Genomic DNA, 23347 nt, shown 5'->3' on the forward strand with positions numbered 1-23347 from the left:
CCTCCGGCACCCACTGACTAAATTTTCGCCTGTCGAAGCCCGCGCGGCGACTCTAAGCTTTGCGCGGCGGCGCCCGACCGCTGTCCTCGCAACCTCTCCCCGGAGTGTCCCATGCCCCTCCTCATTCGCGGCGGCACCGTCGTCAATCATGATCACTCGCGCCGCGCGGACGTGCTGGTCGACGGCGAGAGCATCGTCGCGGTGGGGTCATCGATATCAGCGCCGACCGGCGCTGACATTATCGACGCCGGCGGATGCTTCGTAATTCCGGGCGGCATCGATCCGCACACCCATCTCGAAATGCCGTTCATGGGCACCGTCACCGCCGACGATTTCGAATCCGGCACCAAGGCGGCGCTATCGGGCGGCACCACCATGGTGGTGGACTTCTGCCTGCCCGATCCCGGCCAGTCGATGCTCGCGGCCTATCAGGACTGGCGGCACAAGTCGGAGAAGGCGGCCGCCGACTACGGTTTCCACATGGCGGTGACGTCGTGGTCGAAGCAGATCTATGACGAGATGGAGACCGTGGTCAAAACCTACGGCATCAACACCTTCAAGCACTTCATGGCCTACAAGGGCGCGCTGATGGTCAACGACGACGAGCTCTACAACTCGTTCGCGCGCTGCGCCCATCTCGGCGCCATGCCGGTCGTGCACGCGGAAAACGGCGACGTCGTCGCCTTGATGCAGGAGGCGCTGATCGCGCGCGGCGTCACCGGTCCGGAAGGCCACGCCTATTCGCGGCCGCCGGAGGTCGAGGGCGAGGCCACCAACCGCGCCATCATGATCGCCGACATGACGGGTACGCCGGTCTATATCGTGCACACGAGCTGCCGCGAGGCGCATGAGGCGATCGCGCGGGCACGCGCGGCGGGAAAACGCGTCTATGGCGAACCGCTGATCCAGCATCTGCTGCTCGATGCGCGCGAATATGAGAACAAGGACTGGGATCATTCGGCCCAGCGGGTGATGTCACCGCCGTTCCGTGACAAGTCGCATCAGGACAGCCTGTGGGCCGGGCTGCAATCCGGTTCGCTTCAGGTGGTCGCGACCGACCATTGCGCATTCACGACGGCGCAGAAGCGGTTCGGCCGCGACGATTTCCGAAAAATCCCGAACGGCACCGGCGGGCTCGAGGACCGCCTGGCGCTGCTGTGGACCGCTGGCGTCGCCACGGGACGGCTGACGAAGGAGGAATTCGTCGCGGTGACCTCGGCGAACATCGCACGCATCCTCAACATCTTCCCGCGCAAGGGTGCCGTCGCAGTAGGCTCGGATGCCGATCTCGTGGTGTGGGATCCCAAGGCCACCAAAACCATCAGCGCCAAGCGCCAGATGAGCAAGATCGATTACAACGTGTTCGAAGGTTTTTCCTGCACGGGCGGACCGGCGCTCACGCTCTCGCGTGGCCGGATCGTGTGGAAGGACGGCAATCTGCGCGCCGAAGCCGGCGACGGCCACTATGTCGAGCGGCCGGCCTTCTCTCCGGTGCATGTCGCGAATTCGACCTGGAAGGAGCTGACCGCTCCGCGCGCGGTGGAGCGCGGGGCGGTCACGCCCTAACGCGATGGCTCAGTCGACCTCCGCAATCCGATCCCCGGGGCGCATCTTGTCCAACCTCGCCTCGCTCGCACGCAGCATCGCCGTGTCGAGCTTGCCCTCGCGCGATCCATCCAGCGCGCATTTGAAGATGCGGTAGAACTGCGCGCCGTCATAGGCGACCAGCAGCAGGTCGACGCCGGCGTTGATTGCCTCGACTACGGCCTTGCAGACGTCGTGCTGGTAGATCGCGCCCATCACGAGGTCGTCGGTCATGACGACACCCTGGTGGTGCCATTTGTCACGGATGATGCCGTCGACGACGCGCTTCGAATGCGAGGCGGCGCGGTCCGGGTCGACCGCGGTCAGCGTCACGTGCCCAACCATGAGCGCTGCGCGTGAATGCGCCAGCACCTCACGAAAAGGCTGCCAGTCGGATGCCTCGAGCTCCGCGACCGTCGCGTCGAGGTTGGCGCTGAAATGATGGGTATCGGTGCGCACGCGGCCGATGCCCGGAAAATGTTTGAGCGTGGCGCCGACGCCCGAAGCTTCGAGGCCGCGCACATAGGCGCTCGCAATCGTGCCGACAACGACGGGGTCGGTGGCAATCGCGCGCTGGCCGATCAGCGTATGGAAGTCGAGCCGGTTACGCCGAACCGGCGGCTTGAGATCGAGAACGGGTGCGAGGTTGAGGTTGACGCCGAGCCCGGCGAGCTCGCGCCCATGGATGCGGCCGAACTCCTCCGCCTTGACCTGTTGGAGGTCAGGGGCGAGCCCGGCGAGCGTCGCCAGCGCCGGCACCCTCGTCAGCGGCGGCGAGAGATGGCCGACGATGCCGCCCTCCTGGTCGGCGGCGACGACGAGCGGCGGCAAGCCGGCGGCGCGACGCTTGTCCTGAAGCGACGCGATCTCGGCCTGCAGCTCGTCGATCGTCTTGCGGCGGAGGTTATGGCGGGTGACATAAACGCCGCCGATCAGGCCCTGCTCGGCGAGCCGCGCGACGTCAGCGAAGGACGAATAGCCGACCATGAAGTGCGGGCCGAGCTGCCGCGCCTCGGCGACGCTGGCGGTGAGGACATCGCGCTTGCGCAGCTCGAATGTGAGATGGGCCGCCGACATCAGGAGCGGCGGCAGGCACCAAAGCGCGATCAGCAGCTTTCCCATCGCGCGGCGCCAGTGCCCGCGGCGGAGAAGGAGGACAACGATGGCGATGCATGCGAGCACGAGCCCGATGTTTCCCGCGCCGCGCAGCGCAAGCAGATAGGGATCGTTCTTGTTCGCCGCGATGAATGCGGCCAGCGGTAAGGCAAGCCAGAGCAGGATGAGAGCGAAGCGACGCGCGAATGGCATGGATACCAACATGTGCAGGGCGACGAATGCTTCGCACCTATCAAAGCGCTTCGCGTCGCGCGAGGGGCGAAACGGCCTCTGCACGGAAACTGCACAAGACTCCTGAGATCGTGCAGAGGTCGATCCCATCGTCTGCACGCGAGCCGTCCAAGCTGGTCGTGTCCCCATCCACGAAAGGCCTTTTGGACATGACAAGCCTGGCACCGGCTGACGCGACCGAGATCCAGCCTGCGACGACATCATCCCTGCCGTTCAAGCTCGCGATCGTGCTGGCGCTCGCAGCGCTCGCCGACTTCCTGTTCTACAACGCATGGATCGGGCTGTCGCTCGCCGTCTTTGCCATTGCGGTTGCCGGCGGATCGTGGCTCGCCAACCGCACGACGCTCGATCGGCGGAGCACATTGGTCGGTGCAATCGTTCTGCTTGTCGGCCTCGTGCCCGCCATCGAGGAGGTCAATACCGTCTCGATTCTGTTCGTCATCATGGCGCTTGCACTCGGGCTTCTGCTCGCGACCAATCCGGATACGACCACGCTCGGCGACGGAGCACGCGCGCTGCGCAACCTGTTCCTGTTCGGACCGTTCAGGTTCTTCCTCGAGGTGCTGCAAATCTTCAGCCTGTCGTCGTTCACGCGGGGTATCGCCGCCTGGTTCCTGCCGGCGGTACTCAGCATCGTCTTCATCGCGCTGTTTGCGGCGGCTAACCCGCTGATCGAGCAGTGGGTCACGCTGCTCAATCCAAAGCTCATCCTCGACTATGTCAGCGTGGGGCGGATCCTGTTCTGGGCGATGATGCTGGCGCTGATCTGGCCGTTCATTCACGTCCGCTGGCGCAAGCGCCGCGCCAAAGCGGTCGCCGAAGCCGCGGAGCAGGAGCCTGCCGTCGCGGCCCGCGCCGAGTTCCTGGGCGCGCCGACGATTTTGCGCTCGCTGATCCTGTTCAATGTCCTGTTCGCCGCGCAGTCGGTGCTCGATGCGCTCTATCTCTGGGGCCATGCAGCACTGCCGGCCGGCGTCAGCTATGCGACCTACGCCCATCGCGGCGCCTATCCGCTGATCGTGACCGCGCTGCTCGCCGCCGCCTTCGTTCTGGTGGCGATGCGCCCGGGCGGGCCGGCCGAGAAGTCGCCGGTGATCCGTCTATTGGTCTACATCTGGGTCGGACAGAACGTGCTGCTGGTCGCCTCCTCGATCCTGCGCCTCGATATCTACGTGGCGATCTATCTCCTGACCTATTGGCGGATTGCCGCCTTCATCTGGATGGGACTGGTGGCGTTGGGGCTGGTCCTGATCGTCGCACGCATCATGCTGGAACGCTCGAACGAATGGCTCGTCGGCGCTAATCTGATCGCGCTCACGAGCGTGCTCTACATGGCTTCGCTGGTGAACTTCGATGCCATCATCGCCGACTATAATGTGACCCACAGCCGCGAAATGTCGGGCAAAGGCGTGCAGATCGACGTTAACTATCTCTCGCAACTCGGGCCGCAGGCCTTGCCGGCGATCGAAAAGGTGATGCAGCTTCGTCCCAACGAAGCCTGCCTTGTCGGCCGCCGCGATCGGCTATTAGAACGTCAGCGGCTGGACATGGCGTCCTGGCGGACCTGGGGTTTTCGGAGCTGGCGCCTGCAACGCAGGCTCGACGCCCAGGCCAAGGACCCGGCCAAGGACCCGGCCAAGGACCTGGCGAAGAGCCCGGCAGCCGGCTGAAGGCGGAGAGACTATTGGCGCATCGCATTCTCATTGTCGACGACGAAGGCCATATCCGCGAAGTCATCCGCGTCGCGCTCAGGAAGGCCGGCATGGACGTGATCGAGGCGCGCGACGGCAAGGAGGCATTGAGCCGCTTTGCCGCCGACAAGCCCGACCTGATCGTGCTCGACATCGGCATGCCCGAGTTCGACGGACTCGATGTCTGCCGCGAAGTGCGCAAGACGTCCGACGTGCCGATCCTGTTCCTCTCCGCGCGCGACGAGGAGATCGACCGCGTGCTCGGGCTCGAGATCGGCGGCGACGACTATGTAACAAAGCCCTTCAGTCCCCGAGAGCTGGTGGCCCGGGTCAACGTCATCCTGCGCCGGCTCACTCCGCGCAACGGCGAGGCCAAGGCTGCCTCCGTGCTGGCGCAAGGCGGCCTCTCGATCGACCCCGAGCAGCACGTGGCGTCGTTCGCGGGCACGGCGCTGAAGCTGACCGCGATCGAGTTCGGGATTCTGCGCGCGTTCCTGACGCGGCCGACCTCCGTCTTCAATCGCGAGCAGTTGATGCGGGCGGCGTATCAGCTCAATATCCAGGTCTCCGACCGCACCATCGACAGCCACATCCGCAACATCCGCGCAAAGCTTGCGGCGCAGAACTGCGACAATGTGATCGAGACCATTCACGGCGTCGGCTTCAAGCTTGGCCGCTGCGAGAAAGAGGCATGAGCCGCGCGCCCGACAAGTGGCGGCCGTCGCTCGGGTTCGTCATCTTCACGGTGCTGGCGACGGTCGCCGTGCTGCCGCTGGTCGGGCTGTTCTTTTTCCGCCTCTACGACAACCAGCTGATCCGCCAGACCCAGGCCGAGCTGATCGCGCAGAGTCGCGTCGTCGCCACGGTCTATGCCCAGGAGGTCGAGAAGCGGCTCGGCAGCGGCATCGAGCTGGGCGCCGAGGTGCCCTCAGGCGTGCTACCCGACCCTGGCGACCAGTTCACGCCGATCCGCCCTGCCCTCGATCTCGCCGGCAACGATCTGTTGCGGCGGCGCCCCGATGCGCTGCCGACCAACCGGCCGGCGGATCCGGCCTATGTGGAGATTGGCGCAAAGCTGACGCCGATCATCCGCGAGACCCAGAAGGTGACGCTGGCAGGGTTTCGCATCCTCGATCCGCAGGGCGTGGTGATCGCAGGCCGCGCCGAGGTCGGGCAATCGCTCGCCCATATCGAAGAGGTCTCCGACGCGCTGCACGGGCAATACCGTGCCACGCTGCGCAACCGCGTGCCGGACAAGGCGGTGCCGCCGATCTACTCCATCAGCCGCGGCGTCGGCGTGCACGTGTTCTCGGCGATGCCGGTGATCGTCAACAACCGCGTCGCCGGCGTGATCTACACAACGCGCACGCCGCGCAACATATTTGATCATCTCTATCAGGAACGCGGCAAGTTCATCCTGGCCGGCCTCGCCGTGATCCTCGGCACCATCGCGATCGGTCTCGTCTTCTCCCGCACCATCACGCTGCCGATGCGCGAATTGATCGAGCGCGCCGCCAGGATCGGCCGCGGCGACCGCGAGGCGTTCAAGCCGCTCCGGCACTACGGCACAAGCGAATTCGCCCAGCTTTCGCACAGCTTCCTCGGCATGGCCGAGCAGCTCGCACGCCGCTCCGACTACATCGCGACGTTCTCGGCGCACCTGACCCATGAGCTGAAATCGCCGCTGACCTCGATCAAGGGCGCGGCCGAGCTGTTGCAGGATTCGCTTCAGGACAAGCCGGGCGGCCTGACACCTGCCGAGCAAAAGACCTTCGTCGCCAACATCCTCAGCGATGCGGCGCGGCTGGAGGCGATGGCACAGCGATTGCGCGAGCTGGCGCGGGCGGAAAGCCTGCCGCAGAACGAGCGCACCGAGCTGGCTCCCGTGATCGGCGATCTCAAGACGCGCTTCCCGGCCGGTCATATCGAAGCCACCGGCAGCCTCGACCGTCCGATCGGCATGTCAGGCGAGAAGGCGCTGATCGTGCTTTCGCATCTCGCCGACAATGCGATGCGGCATCGCGCCAAGACGATCCGGCTCGAGGCGGTCGACGAGCGCACGAGCCTGCGGCTGACCGTGCGCAATGACGGCGATCCGATCTCGCCACCCAATCGGGACAGGATCTTCGATGCGTTCTTCACCACACGTCGCGACGCGGGCGGTACCGGGATGGGGCTGGCGATTGTGCGGGCGGTGATGGCGAGCCATGGCGGCTCGATCAGGCTCTTGCCGACCGAAGTCGGCGCGGCCTTCGAGCTTCAGTTTCCCATCGCGTAGGGTCTCAAATCGCAAAGACCCAGGCGGCGACGATGGCCCCGAGGGTGACGAGGCCAGCGATGGTCCAGCCTGCGGCATATTCCAGTTCGGGATGGCCGGTGGCCCGCATGATCTCGCGGGGGTCGGCCGTGTGTCTCCAGTGCTGTGACATGGCAGCCTCGCACACTGTTCGTCTTGGATATAAGTCGCGCCAGCCGGCTTTAGGTTCCTTCACGGACGCGAGAGGACGACGGAGCACATGCGTCCGAGGTTCTGACAGGATTGCTTTCCTACGGCCGGTTGCGTGCTAGAGTTGCGCGCCATCCACGGCAGGAGGGAAGCATGGCGGACAACAAGGCCAAGCAGGGCGGAGCGGATCGCGCCCTGATCGCACTCACCGAGAAATACGAGGTCGCCTACTGGTCCAAGAAGTTCAAGGTGACGCCGGCCAAGCTGAAATACGCGGTCAAGAAAGTCGGCCACTCCGCCAAGAAGGTGGAAGCCTATATCAAGGAACAGAAGCACCGCGCCTCCGACAAGGCCCGGATCGCGCTCAGCGAGCCCTATGAAGTCCGCTACTGGTCGAAGAAGTTCAAGATCACCCCGGCGAAGCTGAGGGCGGCCGTGGCGGCGGCCGGCCACTCCTCGAAGAAGGTCGCGGCCTATCTGACGGCGAGCAAGAAGAAGGCGAAGAAAGCCACCAAGAAGACTGCCAAGAAGAAGGCCGCCTGAGCGGCCATGTCACGACAGCGCGGCGCCAGACCGGAGGCAAAGCATGAGATCGGGCAGATTGATCCTCGCACTGGCGCTCGCGTTCGGCGGCGGCGCCAGCGCCCACGCCGCCTCGGGCTCGACCTCAGGTTCGACGGCGCTGGCATTGGCCGGCGTGGTCGCCACGAAGTCACCGCTGCTGACCTCGGCCGAGAAGAAGGCGATGGCCATGCTGTTCGCCGCCAACAGCGATATTCCCTACAATAAGCCGATCCTGGTGACGGCGGACCGCATCGTCTGCCGTACCAGCAATGTCGACATCACCGTCCGCTCCTGCGAGCTCACCTTCGGCAAGAAGGTCAAGACCGTGAACGGATCGACCGCCAACGAGGTCTTTGCCACCGAAGCCCTTGCCGGCGTTCCACCCGACGGCGCCGCGGGGTCGACCTTCGAAAGTCTGTCCAAGCTCAGCTGCACGATCGATCCCAACGCAATCAGGCAGAAGGACGGGTCGGGCGCCAATTGCACGTTCGAGACCGGGAACTAGGCAGAGCGTTTTGCACCGATCCCGGGCGCCGTCAAATCGCCCAAGACGAACGCGTAAGATAAGGCGACAGGACGAACCGGCATGGCATGCTGATGCTTGCCGCACGGGCGGCGTCACAACAATGAAAAACTTTTCTGCAATTGCCCCTCTTCTGATCGCAACAGCGGCCTCTGCGCATGGGCCGCTTCCCGCGCCCCAGCACCTCCCGTCCGATCTGGTGCGGGCGGGCCTCACCGAGGACGCCACCTCCGCCGGCGGCACCGCGCGGCTCTGCGAGCAGGTGTCGTTCGCGCGCGGCCTGCGTTACGGCGAGAGCGAGGCCAACGTGCTCGACGTCGCGACCAGCGAGACCAAGGCGACCGTGCCGCGGCCGATCCTGTTCTTCGTGGCCGGCGATACGTTCACCGGCGACAGCGCCGCACCCGACCTCGTCCATGACCTGCAGGACCAGGCGATGTGCTTCGCCGCGCGCAACGGCATGGTCGGCGTGCGTGTGAACTATCGGCTGGCGCCGTCGGCGCAGTGGCCGTCAGGCGCGAGGGACGTCGCGGCTGCACTGTCCTGGGTCCATCAAAACGCAGATCTCTTCAATGGCGACACCCGCGAGATCGTCGCGGTCGGCTATGCGGCCGGCGCCTTCCATGTCGCGAGCCTGCTCGCCCATCCCGAGCTGCAAAGCCCCGACACCGACGTTGCCGGCATCGTGCTGGTGTCCGGGATCTATCGGGCGGATAAGGACGCAAGCGACAGCGAGAAGGCGTATTTCGGGACAGACACCAGTGAATATGACAAGCGCTCGGTGTTTCCCGGTATCCTCAGGGTCGACGATCCGATTCTCTTGGCCTGGGCCGCGGCCGACCCCGCGGGCCTGGTGGCACAAGGCGAGGCGCTGAAGAAGGAGCTCTGCGCCAGCGGCCATTGTCCGCGCACCACGATCCTGCACAACCGCGACGGGCTCGCCTCGGTCTTCGGGCTCGACGGCTCCGCCGACAGTCTTGCCGAGCCGACGCTTCAACTCGTGCGGCAATTGGAAGCGCGCGGTTTGCCGTGAACGCGCGACGAGTCAGCACAACTGCCGCAAGGGATGCGGTCCCTTGACCTATATCAAGCGGCGCGCTCGCCGCTGACGACGACTCCGGATGAGGCCAAACATCGGGGTGGACCATGACCGTCAACAGCCGTCTGCTGATCGCCTTTGCCGTCGCGCTGACGTCGCTCGGCGCCATGTCCTCGCAACGCGCCGAGCAGGCCGAAAACGTGACGGAAATCCGCATCGGCAACATCATGCCGTATTCGGGGCCGCTGGCGGAATTCGGCGCCATTGGACAGGCCGAGGCCGCCTATTTCGACATGATCAACGATCGCGGCGGGATCAACGGCCGCAAGATCCGCTTCATCACCCGCGACGACAATTCCGACCCCGCCAACGCGCTGGAGCAGACCCGCAAGCTCGTCGAGCAGGACGACGTGCTGCTGATGTTCGGATCGTTCGGCACGCCCGGCAATCTCGCCACGCGCTGGTACTTGAACGAGAAGAAGATCCCGCAGCTCCTCGTCGCCTCGGGCGACGAGGAGCTGAGCCAGGCCAAGGCGTTTCCCTGGACCATGGGATGGCAGCCGCCGTTCCGGTCGGAGGGGCGCATCTACGCTAACTACATCCAGGCCTATTACCCGCATCGCAAGATCGTGGTGCTCTGGCAGAATGACCAGTTCGGGCGCATACTCTACAAGGGCATCCAGGAAGGTCTTGGCGATCTGAACCGCCTCGTGCTCGTCGACATCGCCTTCGACATCTCCGATGAGCATCTCGACGGGCACGTCTCGATCCTCAAGCGCGCGGGCGCCGACATCTTTGTCTTTCTCGGCGTGCCGTCGACGGCGGCCAAGGTGATCAAGCTGGCGGCGTCGCTCAAATGGCACCCGGTCTTCATCGTGAACGATGCCTCCGCCTCGATCGCGAATGCGATGGCGCCGGCCGGATTGGAGAATTCGGCCGGCGTGATCTCGGCGGCCTTTCTGAAGGACCCGAGCGATCCTGCATGGAAAGACGATCCTGCCATGAAGGACTGGTTCGCCTTCATGGACAAGTACCATCATGTCGAAAGCACGAACAATAGCGCCGCGCTCTATGGCTACGCCGCAGCCGAGGCGTTGACGCAGGTGCTGAAGCAATGCGGCGACGACCTGTCGCGTGACAACATCATGCGCCAGGCGGCCTCGCTCAGGGACCACCAGCCCTCCGTTGCGCTGCCGGGGATCAGGATGAACACTTCGCCGGACCGCTATCTGCCGATCAAGCAAATGCGGCTTGTCCAGTTCGATGGCCGCTCCTGGCAGCCATTCGGCGAGGTCATCGAAACCGCCTTCTCTGAGGTGAAGCGAAAATGACCGCGCCTGACGCCGTCTATTGACGTCGCAAACGCTCGCGCCGCTCCAACGCGCGACCGGACAAGGGCGCTCAACCGTGACGGTATGCAACCCCTGACTACGGCGGTGCGAGGTCTGAGGCTGTTTGCCTTGGCACGATGACCGTCTAACATCTGCACCGACCTGCATCCGATCCGTTTCACCTGGGAGCGAGCCATGCCCGAAGCCCTCCGCATCACCCGTTTCGTCGCGCGCGCCGTGATCGTCCCGATGAACCTGCCGTTGGAAACCTCGACCGGCGCTGTCGCGAAAGCGCCGCTGGTGCTGATCGACTGCGAAACCGATCAGGGCGTGCGCGGCCATGCCTATCTGTTCTCGATCACGCCCGCAGCGCTCAAGCCGCTGACGAGCATGGTGAGCGAGATGGCCGAGATGATCGCGGGCGACGAGCTGTTGCCGTTCGAGATCGAGCGCAAGCTGAGCCAGCGTTTCACGCTGCTTGGACTTGCCGGCTTGCAGCGGCTGGCGCAATCCGGCATCGACATGGCGGCGTGGGATGCGCTGGCACGTGCCCGCGGCCTTCCGCTCGCGCGCCTGCTCGGCGGCGCGCCAAAACCGGTGCGCGCCTACAATTCAAAGGGTCTCGGCATCATGCCGGCCGGCGCCGCCGTGGAGGAGGCGCAAAAACTGCTCGCCGAAGGCTTTCACGCCGCCAAGATCCGCGTCGGCCGCAACGATGCGCGCGAAGATCTCAACGTCGTCCGCGCGGTGCGAAAAGCCGTCGGCGACGAGGTGACGCTGATGTGCGACTACAACCAGGCGCTCTCGGTGACGGACGCGATCCACCGCGGCCGGATGCTCGACGATGAAGGCCTGCTCTGGATCGAGGAGCCGATCCGCCATGACGACTACCCCGGGAACGCGCGCATCGCGGCCGAGCTCCGCACGCCGATCCAGATCGGTGAGAATTTTGACAGCGCCTTCTCGATGCAATCGGCGCTGTCAGCAAAATCGTGCGACTTCGTGATGCCCGACGTGCAGCGCATCGGCGGCGTCACCGGCTGGCTGCGCGCCGCGGCGCTCGCCCATGCCGCCGGCATCGAGATGTCGACGCATCTGTTCTCGGAGGTCAGCGCGCACCTACTCTGCGTGACGCCGACCGCGCATTGGCTCGAATATGTCGATTGGGCCGATGCGGTGCTGGCCAAGCGGCTCGCCATCAAGGACGGCTTTGCCCTGCCGAGCGAAGAACCCGGCAACGGCATCGCATGGGACGAGACGGCGGTGAAGAAATATATGGTCGGGTGATCTAACTTGGCGTTGGCGCCCGCGCCAGATCATTTGATCTGCCACGGCAGGGGCAGTGTGCTAGGCTGGTTGCTCCGACAAGGGAGATCGCATGCCCGCAAACATGTTGCGAACGATCGCAATTGTCACCGTCTGCTTGTCCACCGGAGCATTTGCTGCTGACAGTGGACGGACGCGCCACGCGCCGGTTCAGAAACCGGCCACCGACCGCGGCTCCTTTGCCGATCCGGCAGCACCTTATAAAGCCGATCGCCTGTCCTGGACGCGGAAGGAACGGCCCGTCAATATTCCCGGGCAGACCACCGTGCTGACGCGGCAAGTTCTCGACGACATGAAGGCCACGAGCCTGCGGGATGCGCTGCGCTCGACCGCGGGCGTGACGGTTGGACGATAGGACGCACCCGCTATCGCGGTGTCCGCACAGTCCTTCGATGCCTGGCGGCGCGAAATCCTCCAGACACGATGCGAGCAAATGACAAGTGCAGTTTGTGCCAGACGTGATGCGCTGACGGAACATGCCGTAGCGTCGGACGAACACTCCCCGAGGTGCATTCCACATGGTTTTCTACCATAATGTGTGCGGGCAGATGGGAGCATCATGCGTGGGACAGGAAGACGATGGGGCGCTGGAAGCAGTCGTGGAGTGACGAGGACATCAAGAAGCTTAGGGCGCTCGCAGGCACCATGCCGGTGACGATGATCGCGAAGGAGCTTGGCCGCACCACCGGTACTGTGCTCGCGAAGGCCGTCGAGCAGAAGATTCCCATCCTGCTTCGACCGCGCGAGCTGGTTTGAGGCCGTTCAGTCGGGGCGCGTGGCGTGGCCGATCGTGAAGAAGGGATGAGAGGACGCCTCGTTAGCTCGGCTCGCGCCCCGTCAGCTCTTTAGCAACCGCAGCGCGCGGCCCTTGTGCATGGCGACGTGATCGGTCTTGTCGCTCTTGATCTCGTATTGCGGATCGTCCGCGCTCGCGTGGTGGACGTGGCCCTTGTAGTCGACATCCCCAGTGTGCACGCGGAGAATATGGCCGCGGACCCGGCCGGCCTCCGAGTTCCAGCTGACGTGATCGCCGCGCTTGAAGGTCTTTGGCATAAAGGAACAATGTCGGAGCGCCTTGGGGCGTTCCAATGAGCCTCGTCACGTCGAAAATTACGCTTCGCGCCGATGGATTTTTGGCTTCCGGGAAAAGCCCGCCTGCGCCCGCTGGGCTTCGGCGCGGCATCCGCCTCTCGCTTCGCGAGCGACGGATGGTGGGCACGACAGGGATCGAACCTGTGACCCCTACCATGTCAAGGTAGTGCTCTCCCGCTGAGCTACGTGCCCTAGAGGTCATTAACGTCGGGTGGGGTCCCTATAACGGCTCAGGGGACCCTGCGCAAGGATGCTCAGCGGCCGATTTAGGCCGCCAGCATCTTATTCACTTCGCTCACCAATTCGCGCAGGTGGACGGGCTTGGACAGCACCTTGGCGTTCTTGGGGGCCTCCGAATCCGAGTTCAGGGCCACTGCGGCGAAGCCGGTGATGAACATGATCTTGATGTCGGGATCGAGTTCCGAGGCGCGGCGGGCGAGCTCGATGCCGTCCATTTCCGGCATCACGATATCGGTCAGCAGCATCTCGAACGGCTCCTCGCGCAGCCGCTGATAGGCCGACATGCCGTTATCGTGGGAGGAAACCTGAAATCCGGCGTTTTCCAGCGCTTTGACCAGGAAACGGCGCATGTCGTTGTCGTCTTCGGCGAGCAGGATCTTGTGCATGGCTGGAAACGTCGAATCCCCGGAAACTTTACTGAGATCACTAAGCCCGACAGAGGGTAAATTTCGGGTGAAAAATGCACCTCTTTGCCGCGCGTGGCCGACCCTTTCTGGACCGGAACAGGACACGAATCAATCGGACCGCACCCGCAGGGTTAAGACACGTTCCAAATCATTTGCCAGCCCATTTCACGTTTTTTCGCTTGGCAGAATGGTTGCGATTCCTGACAATGAAAGCACATAAAAGCCTCGCGCGACCGGCCGAATCGCTTTTGTCCGGACCTTGAGCGGACCCGCGCGAAAGACCATGGGATGACGCCCAGAAGATGACCCGGTTTGACGGCGATCTGTCGCCACCGTTCGAGATCGTGGAGCCCAGGGAATGGCGGGCGCCGATCATCTTCAACTCGCCCCATTCAGGCTCGACCTATCCCGACGATTTCCTCGCCGCCTCGCGCATCGACCTGTCGACGCTGCGGCGTTCCGAAGATTCCTTCATGGACGAATTGGTCGGCCATTTGAGCGATCGCGGCTTCCCGGTCGTGCGCGTCAACTTTCCGCGCTCCTATGTCGACGTGAATCGCGAGCCCTATGAGCTCGATCCCCGCATGTTCGCAGGGCGCCTGCCGAGCTTTGCCAACACCCGCTCGATGCGGGTCGCCGGCGGTCTCGGCACGATTCCGCGGGTGGTCGGCGACGGCCAGGAGATCTACCGCGACCGCATCGCGGTCGACGATGCGCTGGAGCGGATCGAGGTGCTGTACAAGCCCTATCACCGCGCGCTGCGGCGACTGATAAACAAGGTGCACCAGATGTTCGGCACCGTGGTGCTGGTCGACTGCCACTCCATGCCGTCGGTCGGCGTCAGCCGAGACGAGCCGCGCCGCCCTGACATCGTGATCGGCGACCGCTACGGCACGAGCTGCGTGCCGCTCCTGCCCGACAGGGTCGAGGAGACCATGAGCGGGCTCGGCTATTCGATCGGGCGCAACAAGCCCTATGCGGGCGGCTTCATCACCGAGCACTACGGCAATCCGGCGAGCGGGCTGCATGCCGTGCAGCTCGAGCTCAACCGCGCCATCTACATGGATGAGCGGCGGCGCGAGCGCGGGCCCCGCTTTGGCCAGGTCGCGGCCGACTTCGCCGTGCTCGCCGACGTGCTGGCCACAACCATCTCGTTCGGCGATCTCGGTCCCTTCCAGGCTGCCGCGGAGTAAGTCCGCGCCATCAGAGCATCGCAGAAGGCGCGAGCGATTTTCGCTTGGGCAGCGCCGCGCGTCGCAAAGTGAAAGCGACGCTTCCGAAAATGCGGGCAAGAAAAAAGGGCCGCTTGCAATGAGCAAGCGGCCCAAGTCTAGGGAGGAAACGCCCAAGGAGGGCAGCGGTAACGCGAGGCGCTACCGCACCGCAACAATATGCGACTGCGCTGCACAAAGTGCAAGGGCTTTTGAGCGATTTCCTATGCAAAAAACACAGAGCTCCTTTGCCTCCGGAGAAACCCGGATTCAGCTGAATATCTAAATAAAATCAAATGCTTAGATATCGTTTGCATACCAACGAGGCATGTCCGGAACTAAGCTCTCATCACCGTGATCGATATTTGATCAGCGGATGGCTCAGTCAGCGGCACGATTTGCGGCATGCAAAATACCAGGGTGCAAATTAATACAGCGCTGCACGTCACAGGCGATTTGAGCTAGGCAATAACAAGCGTTCGCTCCGCTTTCGCTTTCCACTATCCGCGTTCGCCTCCACATTCTCTTGCCTGTCGAGTTGAAGGACCCGCTGTGACGGTGATCGATTTCTCAGCCTTCATCGGACGGCTCGCCACCGCCTCCGGCGAAACTATTTTGCCGTTCTTCCGCACGTCGCTGTCGATCGACGACAAGAGCAAGACCAAGGACTTTGACCCCGTCACCGAGGCCGACCGCGCGGCGGAGGCCGTGATGCGGCGGCTGATCAAGGCCAACTTCCCCCAACACGGCATCGTCGGCGAAGAGTTCGGCAACGAGCGCGAGGACGCCGACTATGTCTGGGTGCTCGATCCCATCGACGGCACAAAATCCTTCATCGGCGGCTTTCCGATCTGGGGCACGCTGATCGCGCTGTTGCACAAGGGCGCGCCGGTATTCGGCATGATGCATCAGCCCTTCATCGGCGAACGCTTTTCCGGCGACAACGGCTCGGCCAATTATAGAGGCCCCTCCGGCGAGCGCCGGCTCCAGGTCCGCCGCTGCGCCTCGCTCTCGGAGGCAACGACCTACACGACCAGCCCGCTGCTGATGAACGAGCGCGACCGCGCCATCTTCGGCCGCATCGAGATGGGCGCGCGTCTGTCGCGCTATGGCGGCGACTGCTACTCCTATTGCATGCTGGCCGCCGGCCATGTCGACCTCGTCGTCGAAACCGAGCTGAAGCCCTACGATATCGCGGCGCTGATTCCGATCATCACCGGCGCCGGCGGCGTCGTCACGACCTGGGAAGGCAAGCCCGCGCAGGGCGGCGGCCGCATCATTGCCGCAGGCGATCCGCGCGTGCATGAAGAAGCGTTAAAACTGCTCAACGGATAGGCCGGCGGGGAGCCTGCATGAAAAACTTGCGCAAGCTGCTCGCCGCGCTGTTGCTGCTGGCCCCATCCTTCGCACTCGCGCAGGACTATCCGACAAAGCCGATCAAGCTGATCGTGCCGTTTCCGGCCGGCGGGCCCAACGACATCATCGCCCGCGTGGTCGGCCAACGCATGTCCGAGCTGGCGGGACAACCGGTGCTGATCGACAACCGCGGCGGCCAGGGCGGCGTGCTCGGCACCGACGTCGTCGCCAAAGCCAACCCCGACGGCTACACGATCGCGATCACCAGCGCCGGCGCGCTCGCAATCAGCCCGAGCCTGGAAAAGGTCGCCTACGACACGCTGCGCGACCTCGCCCCGGTGACGCTCGTCGCCACCGTGCCGGAAATTCTGGTGGTTCCGAACAGCGTGCCCGCGCAAAACCTCAGCGAACTGATCGCACTCGCCAAGGCGCAGCCGGGAAAGCTCAATTTTGCCTCCACCGGGCCCGGCGGCCTGCCGCATCTTGCCGGCGAGCTGCTCAAATCCGCCGCCAAGATCGACATCGTGCACATCCCCTATCGCGGAGCAGCGCCAGCCGTGAACGACATGCTGGGCCAGCAGCAGGTGCAGATGGCGTTCTTCGACATGCCGATCCTGTTGCCGCAGATCCAGGCCAAGACGCTGCGTCCGATCGCGATCGGCTCGCTGACGCGGGCGCCGACCGCGCCCGACATCCCGACTTTGGCCGAAGCCGGTTTTCCCGACATGCATATCGAGAACTGGTACGGCATGGTGGCGCCAAAAGGCACGCCGCCGCAGGTCGTGGCCGCGCTCCACCGCCTCACCACGCAGGCGATGGCCGATCCGGCCGTAAAGGAAAAGCTCGCCGCGCAAGGCGCGACGCTGGTCGGCGACACGCCGGAGCACTTTCGCCAGTTGATCGCCGACGAGACCAGCCGTTGGGCCAAGGTGATCAAGGACGCCGGCATCGAGACGACGAAATAGCGAGGTCTTCTTCGCGAACGCGCTTCGCACAGGTGTTGCCACACCGTCATGGCCGGGCTTGTCCCGGCCATCCACGTCTTTCCCGCGCGGTGCAAAGAACGTGGATACCCGGGACAAGCCCGGGCATGACGAGTTCGGAGAGCGCTCCTCACATCGCCGCCGCGCGCAGATGCTCCACGAGCATCTTCGCCGGCCGCGGCAGCGTCTTGAAGCTGCGGGCGCAGATCACGAGGCGGCGGTTGGCCCAGGCGTCGCGCAGGCGCACCATCGCGATCGGCATCACGCGCGCGCAGCGACGAGCGGCGGCTTCCGGAACGAGAGCGACGCCAACGTCGGCGGCAACCATCTGGCAGATCGCATCGAAGTCGCGCAGGCGCGCACGAAAATGCAGGCGCATTCCGAGCCGCGCCGCGTGTTTTGAGATGTGGACCTGGAGCGCGGTGGCGCTGGTCAGCCCGACGAAATCGCAGCCGCTGGCCTCCTGGAAGTCGATCTGGCGACGCCCGGAAAACGGGCCGCGCCGCGACGTCACCAGTGTCAGGCGGTCCTCGTTGAAGGCGAACCGCTCGATATGGTTGGGCAGCGCGTGCTCCGCGGCAAAACCGAGATCCGCGGCGCCTGCGGTGATGGCGGCGGCGATGTCGGTGCTCTCGCGCTCCTCGATGTCGACGGCGACATCGCGATGCTCGCGCAAAAAGCCGGCGAGCGCCTTCGGGAGATGCTCCGACAGTCCCGATGTGTTGGCGAGAAAGTGCACGCTCGCCCTCACCCCGCTGGCAAAGCCTGCGAGATCACCGCGCATGGCATCGACCTGGTGCATGACGAGGCGGGCATGATCGAGCAGGCTTTCGCCGGCGGCGGTCAATTCCACGCCGCGACGGCCGCGCTTGAGCAGGGCAACGCCGAGCGAATCCTCCAGGCCCTTGATCCGCGCGCTGGCCGAGGCCAGCGCCAGGTTCGACCGCTCGGCGCCGCGGGTGATGCTGCGCTGGTCGGCGACCGCAATGAAGAGCTGAAGGTCGACGAGGTCGAAACGCAAGGGCGCCTCCTATAGCTTAGCCTTCGTTCACAACGAAGGCTGTCTCCGTAACCTCCAGATTGTGCCGGCGCGCGCGATCGGTCAATGTGGCGCCATGCTCGACCCGCTCCTCATCGCCATCGCCGCCGTTTTCCTGCTCGCCGGGTTCGTCAAGGGCGTAATCGGGCTCGGCCTGCCGACCGTGTCGATGGGCCTGCTCGCAGTCGCCATGGCGCCGAGCCGGGCGATCGCCATCGTCATCGTGCCCGCGATCGTCACCAACATCTGGCAGACCTTTGCCGGCCCCTATCTCGCCGACATCCTCAAGCGGTTGTGGCCGCTGATGATCGGCACCGTGATCGGTTGCTGGCTGAACGCCGGCGCGCTGACCGGCCCGCACGCGGCCTATGGCACCGTGGTGCTCGGCCTTCTGCTGGTGATCTACGCAATCATCGGCCTGAACAAATTCCATTTCCGCGTGGCGCCCGGCAACGAAAAGTGGGTTGGCGGCGCGGTCGGCGTCGTCACCGGCGTCATCTCGGCTTCGACCGGCGTGCAGGTGATCCCGTCGATGCCGTTCATGCAGGCGATCGGCATGGAGAAGGACGAACTGGTGCAGGCGCTCGGCGTGTTCTTCACGGTGGCCACCGTCGCCCTCGCCTTCAACCTCACCGCCGGCGGCTTGCTCAATGCGGCAACCGCGGTGCCCGGTGCGGTGGCAATGGCCTGCGCGTTCGGCGGCATGTATATCGGCCAGGCCGTGCGTGCGCGCATGCCGGCGGAAACCTTTCGCCGCTGGTTCTTGATCGCGATGATTTTGCTGGGCATCTACCTCATGGGCAGTGCGGTGCTGAAGGGATTTGGCTAGCAGCCTCTGCGAGATCTCGGCCTGTAGGGGCGACTTCGAATCGCTGTGCAAAGCACGCACGAAGACCCGCCGTGGCCGGCGGGTCCTCTGCAATGCAGCCAGTTCAGCGCGCGTGCGCCGCTGCCACAACTGCGCCGCCGCTCCGCAACAGACGCGCATCGAGGCTGATGGCGCCGGCGCCGAAGGCGAAGATCTGAAGCAGACCGCCTGCCATCATCACGTTCTTGAGGAAATGGATCATCTGGTTCTGGTCGGCGAAGTTGCCGTGGAACGCGACTGCGGCTGCCAACGAGAACACGGCAAGCGCCAGCGCGACCGGGCGCGTCTGATAGCCCGCGATCAGCAGCAGACCGCCGCCGAGTTCGACGAGAACCGCGACCGCGTAAGCCAGCGGCGGCACCGGCAGTCCGGCCGCGGCGATGTAGGCGGTCGTCGCACCATATGCGGCGAGCTTGCCGAAGCCGCTCATGGCAAAGGGGAGGCCGATCAGCAGCCGGCCGACGAGGGAAGCGTAGCGGGTCGTATCCATGGTAGTTGCTCCTGTGCTTGGTTGAAGTCCGACGGCTCGACGACGCGCGTCAGCGCTCGCCGCCGAGTAGAAAATTCGTTTCGCAATGCGGATTAGACGGGGACCGAGTCGAGATAGATGTAGAGGGCTGCGATCTTGCCGTTTCGCACGAGGATGAAGTCCTCGCCGGTGTAGGCCGGGGGCTCACCTTCGGGCCCCGATCCCCAGGCCAGCCGGGCCGAGTCGTGTAGGACCTGCGGCTCTCCGAACGGCGTATAGACGTAATGAGGATGAGTGCTTCGCAGATCGCCCGCGAACTTGTCGAGCGCATGGCGTCCGACGATGGCGCCGACGGGAGCGTGCACGACTGCGTCTTCGGCGTAGATCTCGCGGATCACTGCCCTCCGACGCTCGGGATCATTCTCGCCGAAGACCTCGGAGACGTTGCGCTTCAACAACGTCGCGATGAGGTCTGCGTCCTCGCCGACGGAGAGCCTGACGTCTTCTGCTTTCTTCGCTTTTGTCTGCCTTGTCATGGGTGAGCTCCTTCGCTGCACCCTCAAACTGACGCCGTCCGATTGAGATCGAAATAGAAATGATGGAAAGGCACCGTTTCTATTTTTGGCCCCTTACGACGCCTACTCTTCTGTCACCCCTCAGCCGCGCTTCGCACGGAGAAGCCGCTTCGAGAACGTCCACGCAGGAGCGATCACAAACCCGATCACGGGAATCGCTATTCCGCCGATCAGCAGGCCGACGATTCCAGACAGGACGGTTTCAACCGTCCATTTCATCGCGCCGGCAACAGGCGGCAGGGCGTGAGCTGCCGCTTCAGCCACGGATTCGATGGCATGGGCGACGGAATTCAGACCATAGGCTTCGAGCCCATGGACGATGATGCTGCCGCCAACCCAGATCATGGCCGCCGTGCCGACGACGCCGAGAAACGTCAGGAATCCCGGCATGCCGAGCACAAGTCCTCGTCCCAATGTGCGGCGCGTGAGATCGACAAATGACTTTCCATCGTGCCGCGCGAGAGCCACGCCGATGTCGTCGGCCTTCACGATCAACGCGACCACGCCATAAACCGCGATGGTGATGACTATCCCCACAATCGCCAGCACCAGCGCTTGCATCCAGAAGCTCGCATCGGGAACAGCCGCCAAGGTGATCGCCATGATTTCCGCGGAGAGAATGAAGTCGGTCTTGACGGCGCTGGCGACCTTCTTGTCCTCGAATGTCTCCGCGTTGATCGCAACCGTCCCGACCTCGGCTTCATGATCGTGCGCCTTGTGGGGCGCGATGGCCTCCAGAACCTTTTCAGCTCCCTCGTAACAGAGGTAGACACCTCCCAGCACGAGAAGGGGTATGAGCATCCGGGGAAAAAAGTAGCTGATGGCCAAGGTCGCAGGCAGCAGAATGAAAAGCTTGTTCCGAAGCGAGCCGGCGGCGATCTTGCCGACAATCGGCAATTCCCGGTCAGCCGAGAAGCCGAATACGTAACGCGGCGTCACCGCTGCGTCATCGATCACGACGGCGGCGGCCTTGGCTCCTGCCTTGACGGACTGAGCCGCCACGTCGTCGAGTGACGCCGCCGCGACCTTCGCGATCGCAGCGACATCGTCGAGCAGCCCGAGCAGCCCGATACTCATTGCAAATTCGCTTGATTTTCAGGAAGCAACTTGCAGTCCGCCTTCCACCTGTCCGACACCGTCGTCACCGCCGTATAACCTAAAGCGCGATGATTTTTGGTTGAATCGTCATCGCGCTTTAGCTCTTTGTTTGAGCATGATCTTTTCGGAAAACCGCTGCACACTTTTCCGGATCATGCTCTAGTCCGCGCCTTCGTCGGGTATATTCAACACGGTGCCACAGGCCTTGCAATGCACCGCGTCAACATCATGGCGCTGCAGGCCGCAGATCGGGCACGGAAACCGCACCTTGGAGGGCGCGAGCAATGCCTTGGCGAGATTCAGGAAAAGAGTGACGCCGAAGATCATGATCACGACGGTTATCAGGCGCCCGATTGTGCCTGGCAAGGTGATGTCGCCGAAGCCAGTCGTGGTCAGCGCGGTGACCGTGAAATAGAGCGCATCGGCATAGTTGGCGATCTGAGTATTGTGAGACCTCTGCGTCTCGTAGACGATTCCCGTCATGACGAAAACGAACACCGCGAGGTTCGCGACGGCAAAGACGACTTCCTCATTGCGCCGAAAGAAGGAGCTGTCGACCCGGAGCCGCGCCACCATCTGATAGTCGCGCAGCAGCCGCAATGTTCGAAAGGCGCGCAGGAAACCGCCGGCTTCTCCGGCAAGCGGCGCAAGAAATGAAATGATGACCACGATGTCCGTCCAGGTCGACAGGCGCGCAAAATCCTGCAGCGGCTGACGACTGATGATCAGCCGCGCGGAAAAATCCGCCAGGATCAAGACACCGAACACGATGTCGAGCGACTCGATGCCCTTGTTGCGAGGCAGGAACGACGTCGCAACGATGAACAGAACCGTAATGACATCGAGCCCGAGCAGGGCGTATCGGAATCGCACCCCGCCGGGCGTTTCGCCCTCATAGAGTTGCCGGAGCCTGCTTTTGAGCGTGTCAAATGGGGCAGCGACAAGAGCGAACAACCCAGGTTCATTCGGGTTGTTGCGCGAAACCACCATGGTCAGCGGATACCGATTGTCGTTGCTCGGGCCGTCCTCCCGTCAAGAGGAATGACGGGAGACTTTTCTTTCGCATCCACGGCAGGACAATCAAGCGGATCGACGCTGGCCGACGACGAATCCGTATATCGCCAGCAGGATGATCGCTCCTACGACGGCACCAATGAAGCCGGCGCCCTCGCCCGCCTTGTACCAACCGAGTGCCTGGCCGAGATAAGATGCCAGGATCGAGCCCACGATGCCCAAAATTGTCGTCAGTACGAACCCTGACGGCTCGTTGCTCCCGGGCATGATGAATTTGGCAACGACTCCCGCCAGAAAGCCTATAATAATCGTCCAGATGATGCTCATCGTGCTGTTCCCCGTAAGTGGTGAAATCAACTGGCGCGCGGAGGCAAACGGCCGTCGGGCGTATATCGGTCGATGGCCGTTGGCAGTTCTCGCGAAAGTCGCGCGAGAAGCTCTTCTCGGGACAGCCCGGTCTGCTGCTCCAGCGCGGCCAGGACATCAGGCCCGATGGCTTGCTGAAGCTGAGGAGGCGAGATCTCCTTGTTGGGGCCTGTGCCGACCCAGGATTCGGCTGCTTCCCCCTGTCCGTTCTTTGAGAATTGATCGAACAATTCGTTGAGACCGCCACCAAGCAGACTTCCGGCTCCCCCTCCTCCCAGCAGGCCGCCAAAGATACTCGACAGGTCGCCCTGTGCCGCGGCCTGTCCGCCGCTGCCGGGTTTGGACTGGCTGCCCGTCGCGCTGTTGAAAATTTCCATGAGCTTGTCCCGGTTCTGGTAGCCCGCGAGGGCAAGCATTCCAAGAAGCGCAGTCATTGAGGGCATTCCGCGGCTCATATTCGCCTCCTCCATTTGGAATTTGTGCTGCTTTGCGTTCGTTCACCCATCAAGCGAAATCATTCGAACATCGGCCAAGGCCGCTTCTGCCGCCTTGCTGATCTCAGATGCCGGCTCGGCCGAGCGGGTCGCAAGTCTTTCGGTTGCGGCAGCGCCCTGACTGACGCGGCGAGATTGTGACGGCCGGGGCGTGACCGGAGTCCTTGCCTCCCGACGGTACAGTCCGCTTGCTGAAGGAATTGACATGGATCAATGAAACGACGTCGTGGCGCGTTCGTCGCGCGTGCCGGCAGATACGTTTCGCCGCAGGTTCTTGATCGCGA

At 63.8% G+C, this 23347-nt stretch carries 26 protein-coding genes and 1 tRNA gene; 15 read left to right on the forward strand and 12 right to left on the reverse strand.

The annotated features are described in order from the left end of the window. Positions 1-111: 111 nt before the first annotated feature. Positions 112-1566, forward strand: coding sequence for a dihydropyrimidinase (gene hydA, locus KUF59_RS37510; protein WP_212460395.1), 1455 nt, complete (start codon positions 112-114; stop codon positions 1564-1566). Between the two features lie 9 nt (positions 1567-1575). Here the strand turns inward: hydA and KUF59_RS37515 are convergent, their stop codons facing one another. After that, the gene (locus KUF59_RS37515; protein WP_212460516.1) at positions 1576-2892 is read right to left on the reverse strand and encodes a glycoside hydrolase family 3 protein; all 1317 of its coding nucleotides are present in this window, start codon (positions 2890-2892) and stop codon (positions 1576-1578) included. A gap of 188 nt (positions 2893-3080) precedes the next feature. Between KUF59_RS37515 and KUF59_RS37520 the strand changes: the two genes are divergently transcribed. From KUF59_RS37520 to KUF59_RS37530, 3 genes are read left to right on the forward strand one after another with little or no spacing between them, the layout of a single operon-like run. Further along, positions 3081-4601 carry a DUF4153 domain-containing protein gene (locus KUF59_RS37520; RefSeq protein WP_212460394.1) on the forward strand — a complete coding sequence of 507 codons (1521 nt, stop codon included), beginning with the start codon at positions 3081-3083 and terminating at the stop codon, positions 4599-4601. A 14-nt stretch (positions 4602-4615) separates the two neighbouring features. Then, positions 4616-5317 carry a response regulator gene (locus KUF59_RS37525; protein ID WP_212460393.1) on the forward strand — a complete coding sequence of 234 codons (702 nt, stop codon included), beginning with the start codon at positions 4616-4618 and terminating at the stop codon, positions 5315-5317. After that, complete coding sequence (locus tag KUF59_RS37530; protein ID WP_212460392.1) at positions 5314-6900, forward strand: ATP-binding protein; 1587 nt, start codon at positions 5314-5316, stop codon at positions 6898-6900. Before KUF59_RS37525 ends, KUF59_RS37530 begins: the two co-directional genes overlap by 4 nt. A 4-nt stretch (positions 6901-6904) precedes the next feature. Here KUF59_RS37530 and KUF59_RS37535 read toward each other — a convergent pair whose 3' ends face one another. Beyond that, a complete protein-coding gene (locus KUF59_RS37535; protein ID WP_212460391.1) occupies positions 6905-7051 on the reverse strand; it encodes a hypothetical protein in 147 nt (48 codons plus the stop codon). A 170-nt stretch (positions 7052-7221) separates the two neighbouring features. Here KUF59_RS37535 and KUF59_RS37540 point away from each other — a divergent pair, with 170 nt between their 5' ends. The 7 genes from KUF59_RS37540 (at position 7222) to KUF59_RS37570 (ending at position 12607) form a co-directional block, all read left to right on the forward strand. Then, positions 7222-7611 carry a DUF3606 domain-containing protein gene (locus tag KUF59_RS37540; protein WP_212460390.1) on the forward strand — a complete coding sequence of 130 codons (390 nt, stop codon included), beginning with the start codon at positions 7222-7224 and terminating at the stop codon, positions 7609-7611. A 43-nt stretch (positions 7612-7654) separates the two neighbouring features. Continuing rightward, on the forward strand, positions 7655-8137 hold the full coding sequence (locus tag KUF59_RS37545) for a hypothetical protein (RefSeq protein WP_212460389.1): 483 nt from the start codon (positions 7655-7657) through the stop codon (positions 8135-8137). Positions 8138-8258: 121 nt separating this feature from the next. Then, positions 8259-9188, forward strand: a complete 930-nt coding sequence (locus KUF59_RS37550) for an alpha/beta hydrolase (protein ID WP_212460388.1) — start codon at positions 8259-8261, stop codon at positions 9186-9188. 113 nt (positions 9189-9301) lie between these two features. After that, entirely contained in the window at positions 9302-10525 is a 1224-nt protein-coding gene (locus KUF59_RS37555) for an ABC transporter substrate-binding protein (protein WP_212460387.1), read from the forward strand. A gap of 195 nt (positions 10526-10720) precedes the next feature. Further along, the gene (locus KUF59_RS37560) at positions 10721-11812 is read left to right on the forward strand and encodes an enolase C-terminal domain-like protein (protein ID WP_212460386.1); all 1092 of its coding nucleotides are present in this window, start codon (positions 10721-10723) and stop codon (positions 11810-11812) included. Between the two features lie 91 nt (positions 11813-11903). Next, positions 11904-12206, forward strand: coding sequence for a TonB-dependent receptor plug domain-containing protein (locus KUF59_RS37565; RefSeq protein WP_212460385.1), 303 nt, complete (start codon positions 11904-11906; stop codon positions 12204-12206). A gap of 224 nt (positions 12207-12430) precedes the next feature. Beyond that, positions 12431-12607, forward strand: coding sequence for a hypothetical protein (locus KUF59_RS37570; protein ID WP_212460384.1), 177 nt, complete (start codon positions 12431-12433; stop codon positions 12605-12607). 81 nt (positions 12608-12688) lie between these two features. On the opposite strand, the gene KUF59_RS37575 is transcribed toward KUF59_RS37570, so the two are convergent. From KUF59_RS37575 to cpdR, 3 genes are all read right to left on the reverse strand, one after another. Beyond that, a complete protein-coding gene (locus tag KUF59_RS37575; protein WP_212460383.1) occupies positions 12689-12904 on the reverse strand; it encodes a hypervirulence associated TUDOR domain-containing protein in 216 nt (71 codons plus the stop codon). Positions 12905-13060: 156 nt separating this feature from the next. After that, positions 13061-13135: transfer RNA gene (locus KUF59_RS37580), tRNA-Val, on the reverse strand. 74 nt (positions 13136-13209) lie between these two features. After that, positions 13210-13569: a cell cycle two-component system response regulator CpdR gene (gene cpdR / locus KUF59_RS37585; protein ID WP_140976363.1), complete on the reverse strand. Its 360-nt coding sequence runs from the start codon at positions 13567-13569 to the stop codon at positions 13210-13212. A 323-nt stretch (positions 13570-13892) separates the two neighbouring features. Between cpdR and KUF59_RS37590 the strand changes: the two genes are divergently transcribed. The 3 genes from KUF59_RS37590 to KUF59_RS37600 all read left to right on the forward strand — a co-directional run bounded on the left by KUF59_RS37590 (position 13893) and on the right by KUF59_RS37600 (position 17122). Further along, the gene (locus tag KUF59_RS37590; RefSeq protein ID WP_212460382.1) at positions 13893-14783 is read left to right on the forward strand and encodes an N-formylglutamate amidohydrolase; all 891 of its coding nucleotides are present in this window, start codon (positions 13893-13895) and stop codon (positions 14781-14783) included. A gap of 570 nt (positions 14784-15353) precedes the next feature. Next, positions 15354-16136, forward strand: a complete 783-nt coding sequence (gene hisN, locus KUF59_RS37595) for a histidinol-phosphatase (RefSeq protein ID WP_212460381.1) — start codon at positions 15354-15356, stop codon at positions 16134-16136. Positions 16137-16153: 17 nt separating this feature from the next. After that, positions 16154-17122, forward strand: a complete 969-nt coding sequence (locus KUF59_RS37600) for a Bug family tripartite tricarboxylate transporter substrate binding protein (RefSeq protein ID WP_212460380.1) — start codon at positions 16154-16156, stop codon at positions 17120-17122. Positions 17123-17270: 148 nt separating this feature from the next. On the opposite strand, the gene KUF59_RS37605 is transcribed toward KUF59_RS37600, so the two are convergent. Next, entirely contained in the window at positions 17271-18161 is an 891-nt protein-coding gene (locus tag KUF59_RS37605; RefSeq protein WP_212460379.1) for a LysR substrate-binding domain-containing protein, read from the reverse strand. A gap of 94 nt (positions 18162-18255) precedes the next feature. On the opposite strand from KUF59_RS37605, the gene KUF59_RS37610 reads away from it, so the two are divergent. Further along, the gene (locus KUF59_RS37610) at positions 18256-19008 is read left to right on the forward strand and encodes a sulfite exporter TauE/SafE family protein (protein WP_212460378.1); all 753 of its coding nucleotides are present in this window, start codon (positions 18256-18258) and stop codon (positions 19006-19008) included. 103 nt (positions 19009-19111) lie between these two features. On the opposite strand, the gene KUF59_RS37615 is transcribed toward KUF59_RS37610, so the two are convergent. The 6 genes from KUF59_RS37615 to KUF59_RS37640 all read right to left on the reverse strand — a co-directional run bounded on the left by KUF59_RS37615 (position 19112) and on the right by KUF59_RS37640 (position 23024). Further along, a complete protein-coding gene (locus KUF59_RS37615) occupies positions 19112-19537 on the reverse strand; it encodes a DoxX family protein (RefSeq protein ID WP_212460377.1) in 426 nt (141 codons plus the stop codon). Positions 19538-19629: 92 nt separating this feature from the next. Then, complete coding sequence (locus KUF59_RS37620; RefSeq protein ID WP_258767860.1) at positions 19630-20052, reverse strand: nuclear transport factor 2 family protein; 423 nt, start codon at positions 20050-20052, stop codon at positions 19630-19632. A 120-nt stretch (positions 20053-20172) separates the two neighbouring features. Continuing rightward, complete coding sequence (locus tag KUF59_RS37625) at positions 20173-21168, reverse strand: DUF808 domain-containing protein (protein WP_212460375.1); 996 nt, start codon at positions 21166-21168, stop codon at positions 20173-20175. A 180-nt stretch (positions 21169-21348) separates the two neighbouring features. Beyond that, entirely contained in the window at positions 21349-22179 is an 831-nt protein-coding gene (locus tag KUF59_RS37630) for a potassium channel family protein (RefSeq protein ID WP_212460374.1), read from the reverse strand. A gap of 90 nt (positions 22180-22269) precedes the next feature. Further along, a complete protein-coding gene (locus KUF59_RS37635; protein ID WP_212460373.1) occupies positions 22270-22530 on the reverse strand; it encodes a GlsB/YeaQ/YmgE family stress response membrane protein in 261 nt (86 codons plus the stop codon). A 26-nt stretch (positions 22531-22556) separates the two neighbouring features. Then, positions 22557-23024 carry a YidB family protein gene (locus KUF59_RS37640; protein ID WP_212460372.1) on the reverse strand — a complete coding sequence of 156 codons (468 nt, stop codon included), beginning with the start codon at positions 23022-23024 and terminating at the stop codon, positions 22557-22559. Between the last annotated feature and the right edge of the window lie 323 nt (positions 23025-23347).

The sequence above is a fragment of the Bradyrhizobium arachidis genome (assembly GCF_024758505.1).
GTDB classification, from domain to species: Bacteria; Pseudomonadota; Alphaproteobacteria; order Rhizobiales; family Xanthobacteraceae; genus Bradyrhizobium; species Bradyrhizobium manausense_C.

What these genes read in the sequence shown, in the direction of transcription:
- hydA (WP_212460395.1), top strand. Translation starts at nt 112, where the DNA reads ATGCCCCTCCTCATTCGCGGCGGCACCGTCGTCAATCATGATCACTCG.
- KUF59_RS37515 (WP_212460516.1), bottom strand. Translation starts at nt 2,892, where the DNA reads ATGCCATTCGCGCGTCGCTTCGCTCTCATCCTGCTCTGGCTTGCCTTA.
- KUF59_RS37520 (WP_212460394.1), top strand. Translation starts at nt 3,081, where the DNA reads ATGACAAGCCTGGCACCGGCTGACGCGACCGAGATCCAGCCTGCGACG.
- KUF59_RS37530 (WP_212460392.1), top strand. Translation starts at nt 5,314, where the DNA reads ATGAGCCGCGCGCCCGACAAGTGGCGGCCGTCGCTCGGGTTCGTCATC.
- KUF59_RS37535 (WP_212460391.1), bottom strand. Translation starts at nt 7,051, where the DNA reads ATGTCACAGCACTGGAGACACACGGCCGACCCCCGCGAGATCATGCGG.
- KUF59_RS37540 (WP_212460390.1), top strand. Translation starts at nt 7,222, where the DNA reads ATGGCGGACAACAAGGCCAAGCAGGGCGGAGCGGATCGCGCCCTGATC.
- KUF59_RS37545 (WP_212460389.1), top strand. Translation starts at nt 7,655, where the DNA reads ATGAGATCGGGCAGATTGATCCTCGCACTGGCGCTCGCGTTCGGCGGC.
- KUF59_RS37550 (WP_212460388.1), top strand. Translation starts at nt 8,259, where the DNA reads ATGAAAAACTTTTCTGCAATTGCCCCTCTTCTGATCGCAACAGCGGCC.
- KUF59_RS37555 (WP_212460387.1), top strand. Translation starts at nt 9,302, where the DNA reads ATGACCGTCAACAGCCGTCTGCTGATCGCCTTTGCCGTCGCGCTGACG.
- KUF59_RS37560 (WP_212460386.1), top strand. Translation starts at nt 10,721, where the DNA reads ATGCCCGAAGCCCTCCGCATCACCCGTTTCGTCGCGCGCGCCGTGATC.
- KUF59_RS37565 (WP_212460385.1), top strand. Translation starts at nt 11,904, where the DNA reads ATGCCCGCAAACATGTTGCGAACGATCGCAATTGTCACCGTCTGCTTG.
- KUF59_RS37570 (WP_212460384.1), top strand. Translation starts at nt 12,431, where the DNA reads ATGGGGCGCTGGAAGCAGTCGTGGAGTGACGAGGACATCAAGAAGCTT.
- KUF59_RS37575 (WP_212460383.1), bottom strand. Translation starts at nt 12,904, where the DNA reads ATGCCAAAGACCTTCAAGCGCGGCGATCACGTCAGCTGGAACTCGGAG.
- cpdR (WP_140976363.1), bottom strand. Translation starts at nt 13,569, where the DNA reads ATGCACAAGATCCTGCTCGCCGAAGACGACAACGACATGCGCCGTTTC.
- KUF59_RS37590 (WP_212460382.1), top strand. Translation starts at nt 13,893, where the DNA reads ATGACCCGGTTTGACGGCGATCTGTCGCCACCGTTCGAGATCGTGGAG.
- KUF59_RS37600 (WP_212460380.1), top strand. Translation starts at nt 16,154, where the DNA reads ATGAAAAACTTGCGCAAGCTGCTCGCCGCGCTGTTGCTGCTGGCCCCA.
- KUF59_RS37610 (WP_212460378.1), top strand. Translation starts at nt 18,256, where the DNA reads ATGCTCGACCCGCTCCTCATCGCCATCGCCGCCGTTTTCCTGCTCGCC.
- KUF59_RS37615 (WP_212460377.1), bottom strand. Translation starts at nt 19,537, where the DNA reads ATGGATACGACCCGCTACGCTTCCCTCGTCGGCCGGCTGCTGATCGGC.
- KUF59_RS37620 (WP_258767860.1), bottom strand. Translation starts at nt 20,052, where the DNA reads ATGACAAGGCAGACAAAAGCGAAGAAAGCAGAAGACGTCAGGCTCTCC.
- KUF59_RS37625 (WP_212460375.1), bottom strand. Translation starts at nt 21,168, where the DNA reads ATGAGTATCGGGCTGCTCGGGCTGCTCGACGATGTCGCTGCGATCGCG.
- KUF59_RS37630 (WP_212460374.1), bottom strand. Translation starts at nt 22,179, where the DNA reads ATGGTGGTTTCGCGCAACAACCCGAATGAACCTGGGTTGTTCGCTCTT.
- KUF59_RS37635 (WP_212460373.1), bottom strand. Translation starts at nt 22,530, where the DNA reads ATGAGCATCATCTGGACGATTATTATAGGCTTTCTGGCGGGAGTCGTT.
- KUF59_RS37640 (WP_212460372.1), bottom strand. Translation starts at nt 23,024, where the DNA reads ATGAGCCGCGGAATGCCCTCAATGACTGCGCTTCTTGGAATGCTTGCC.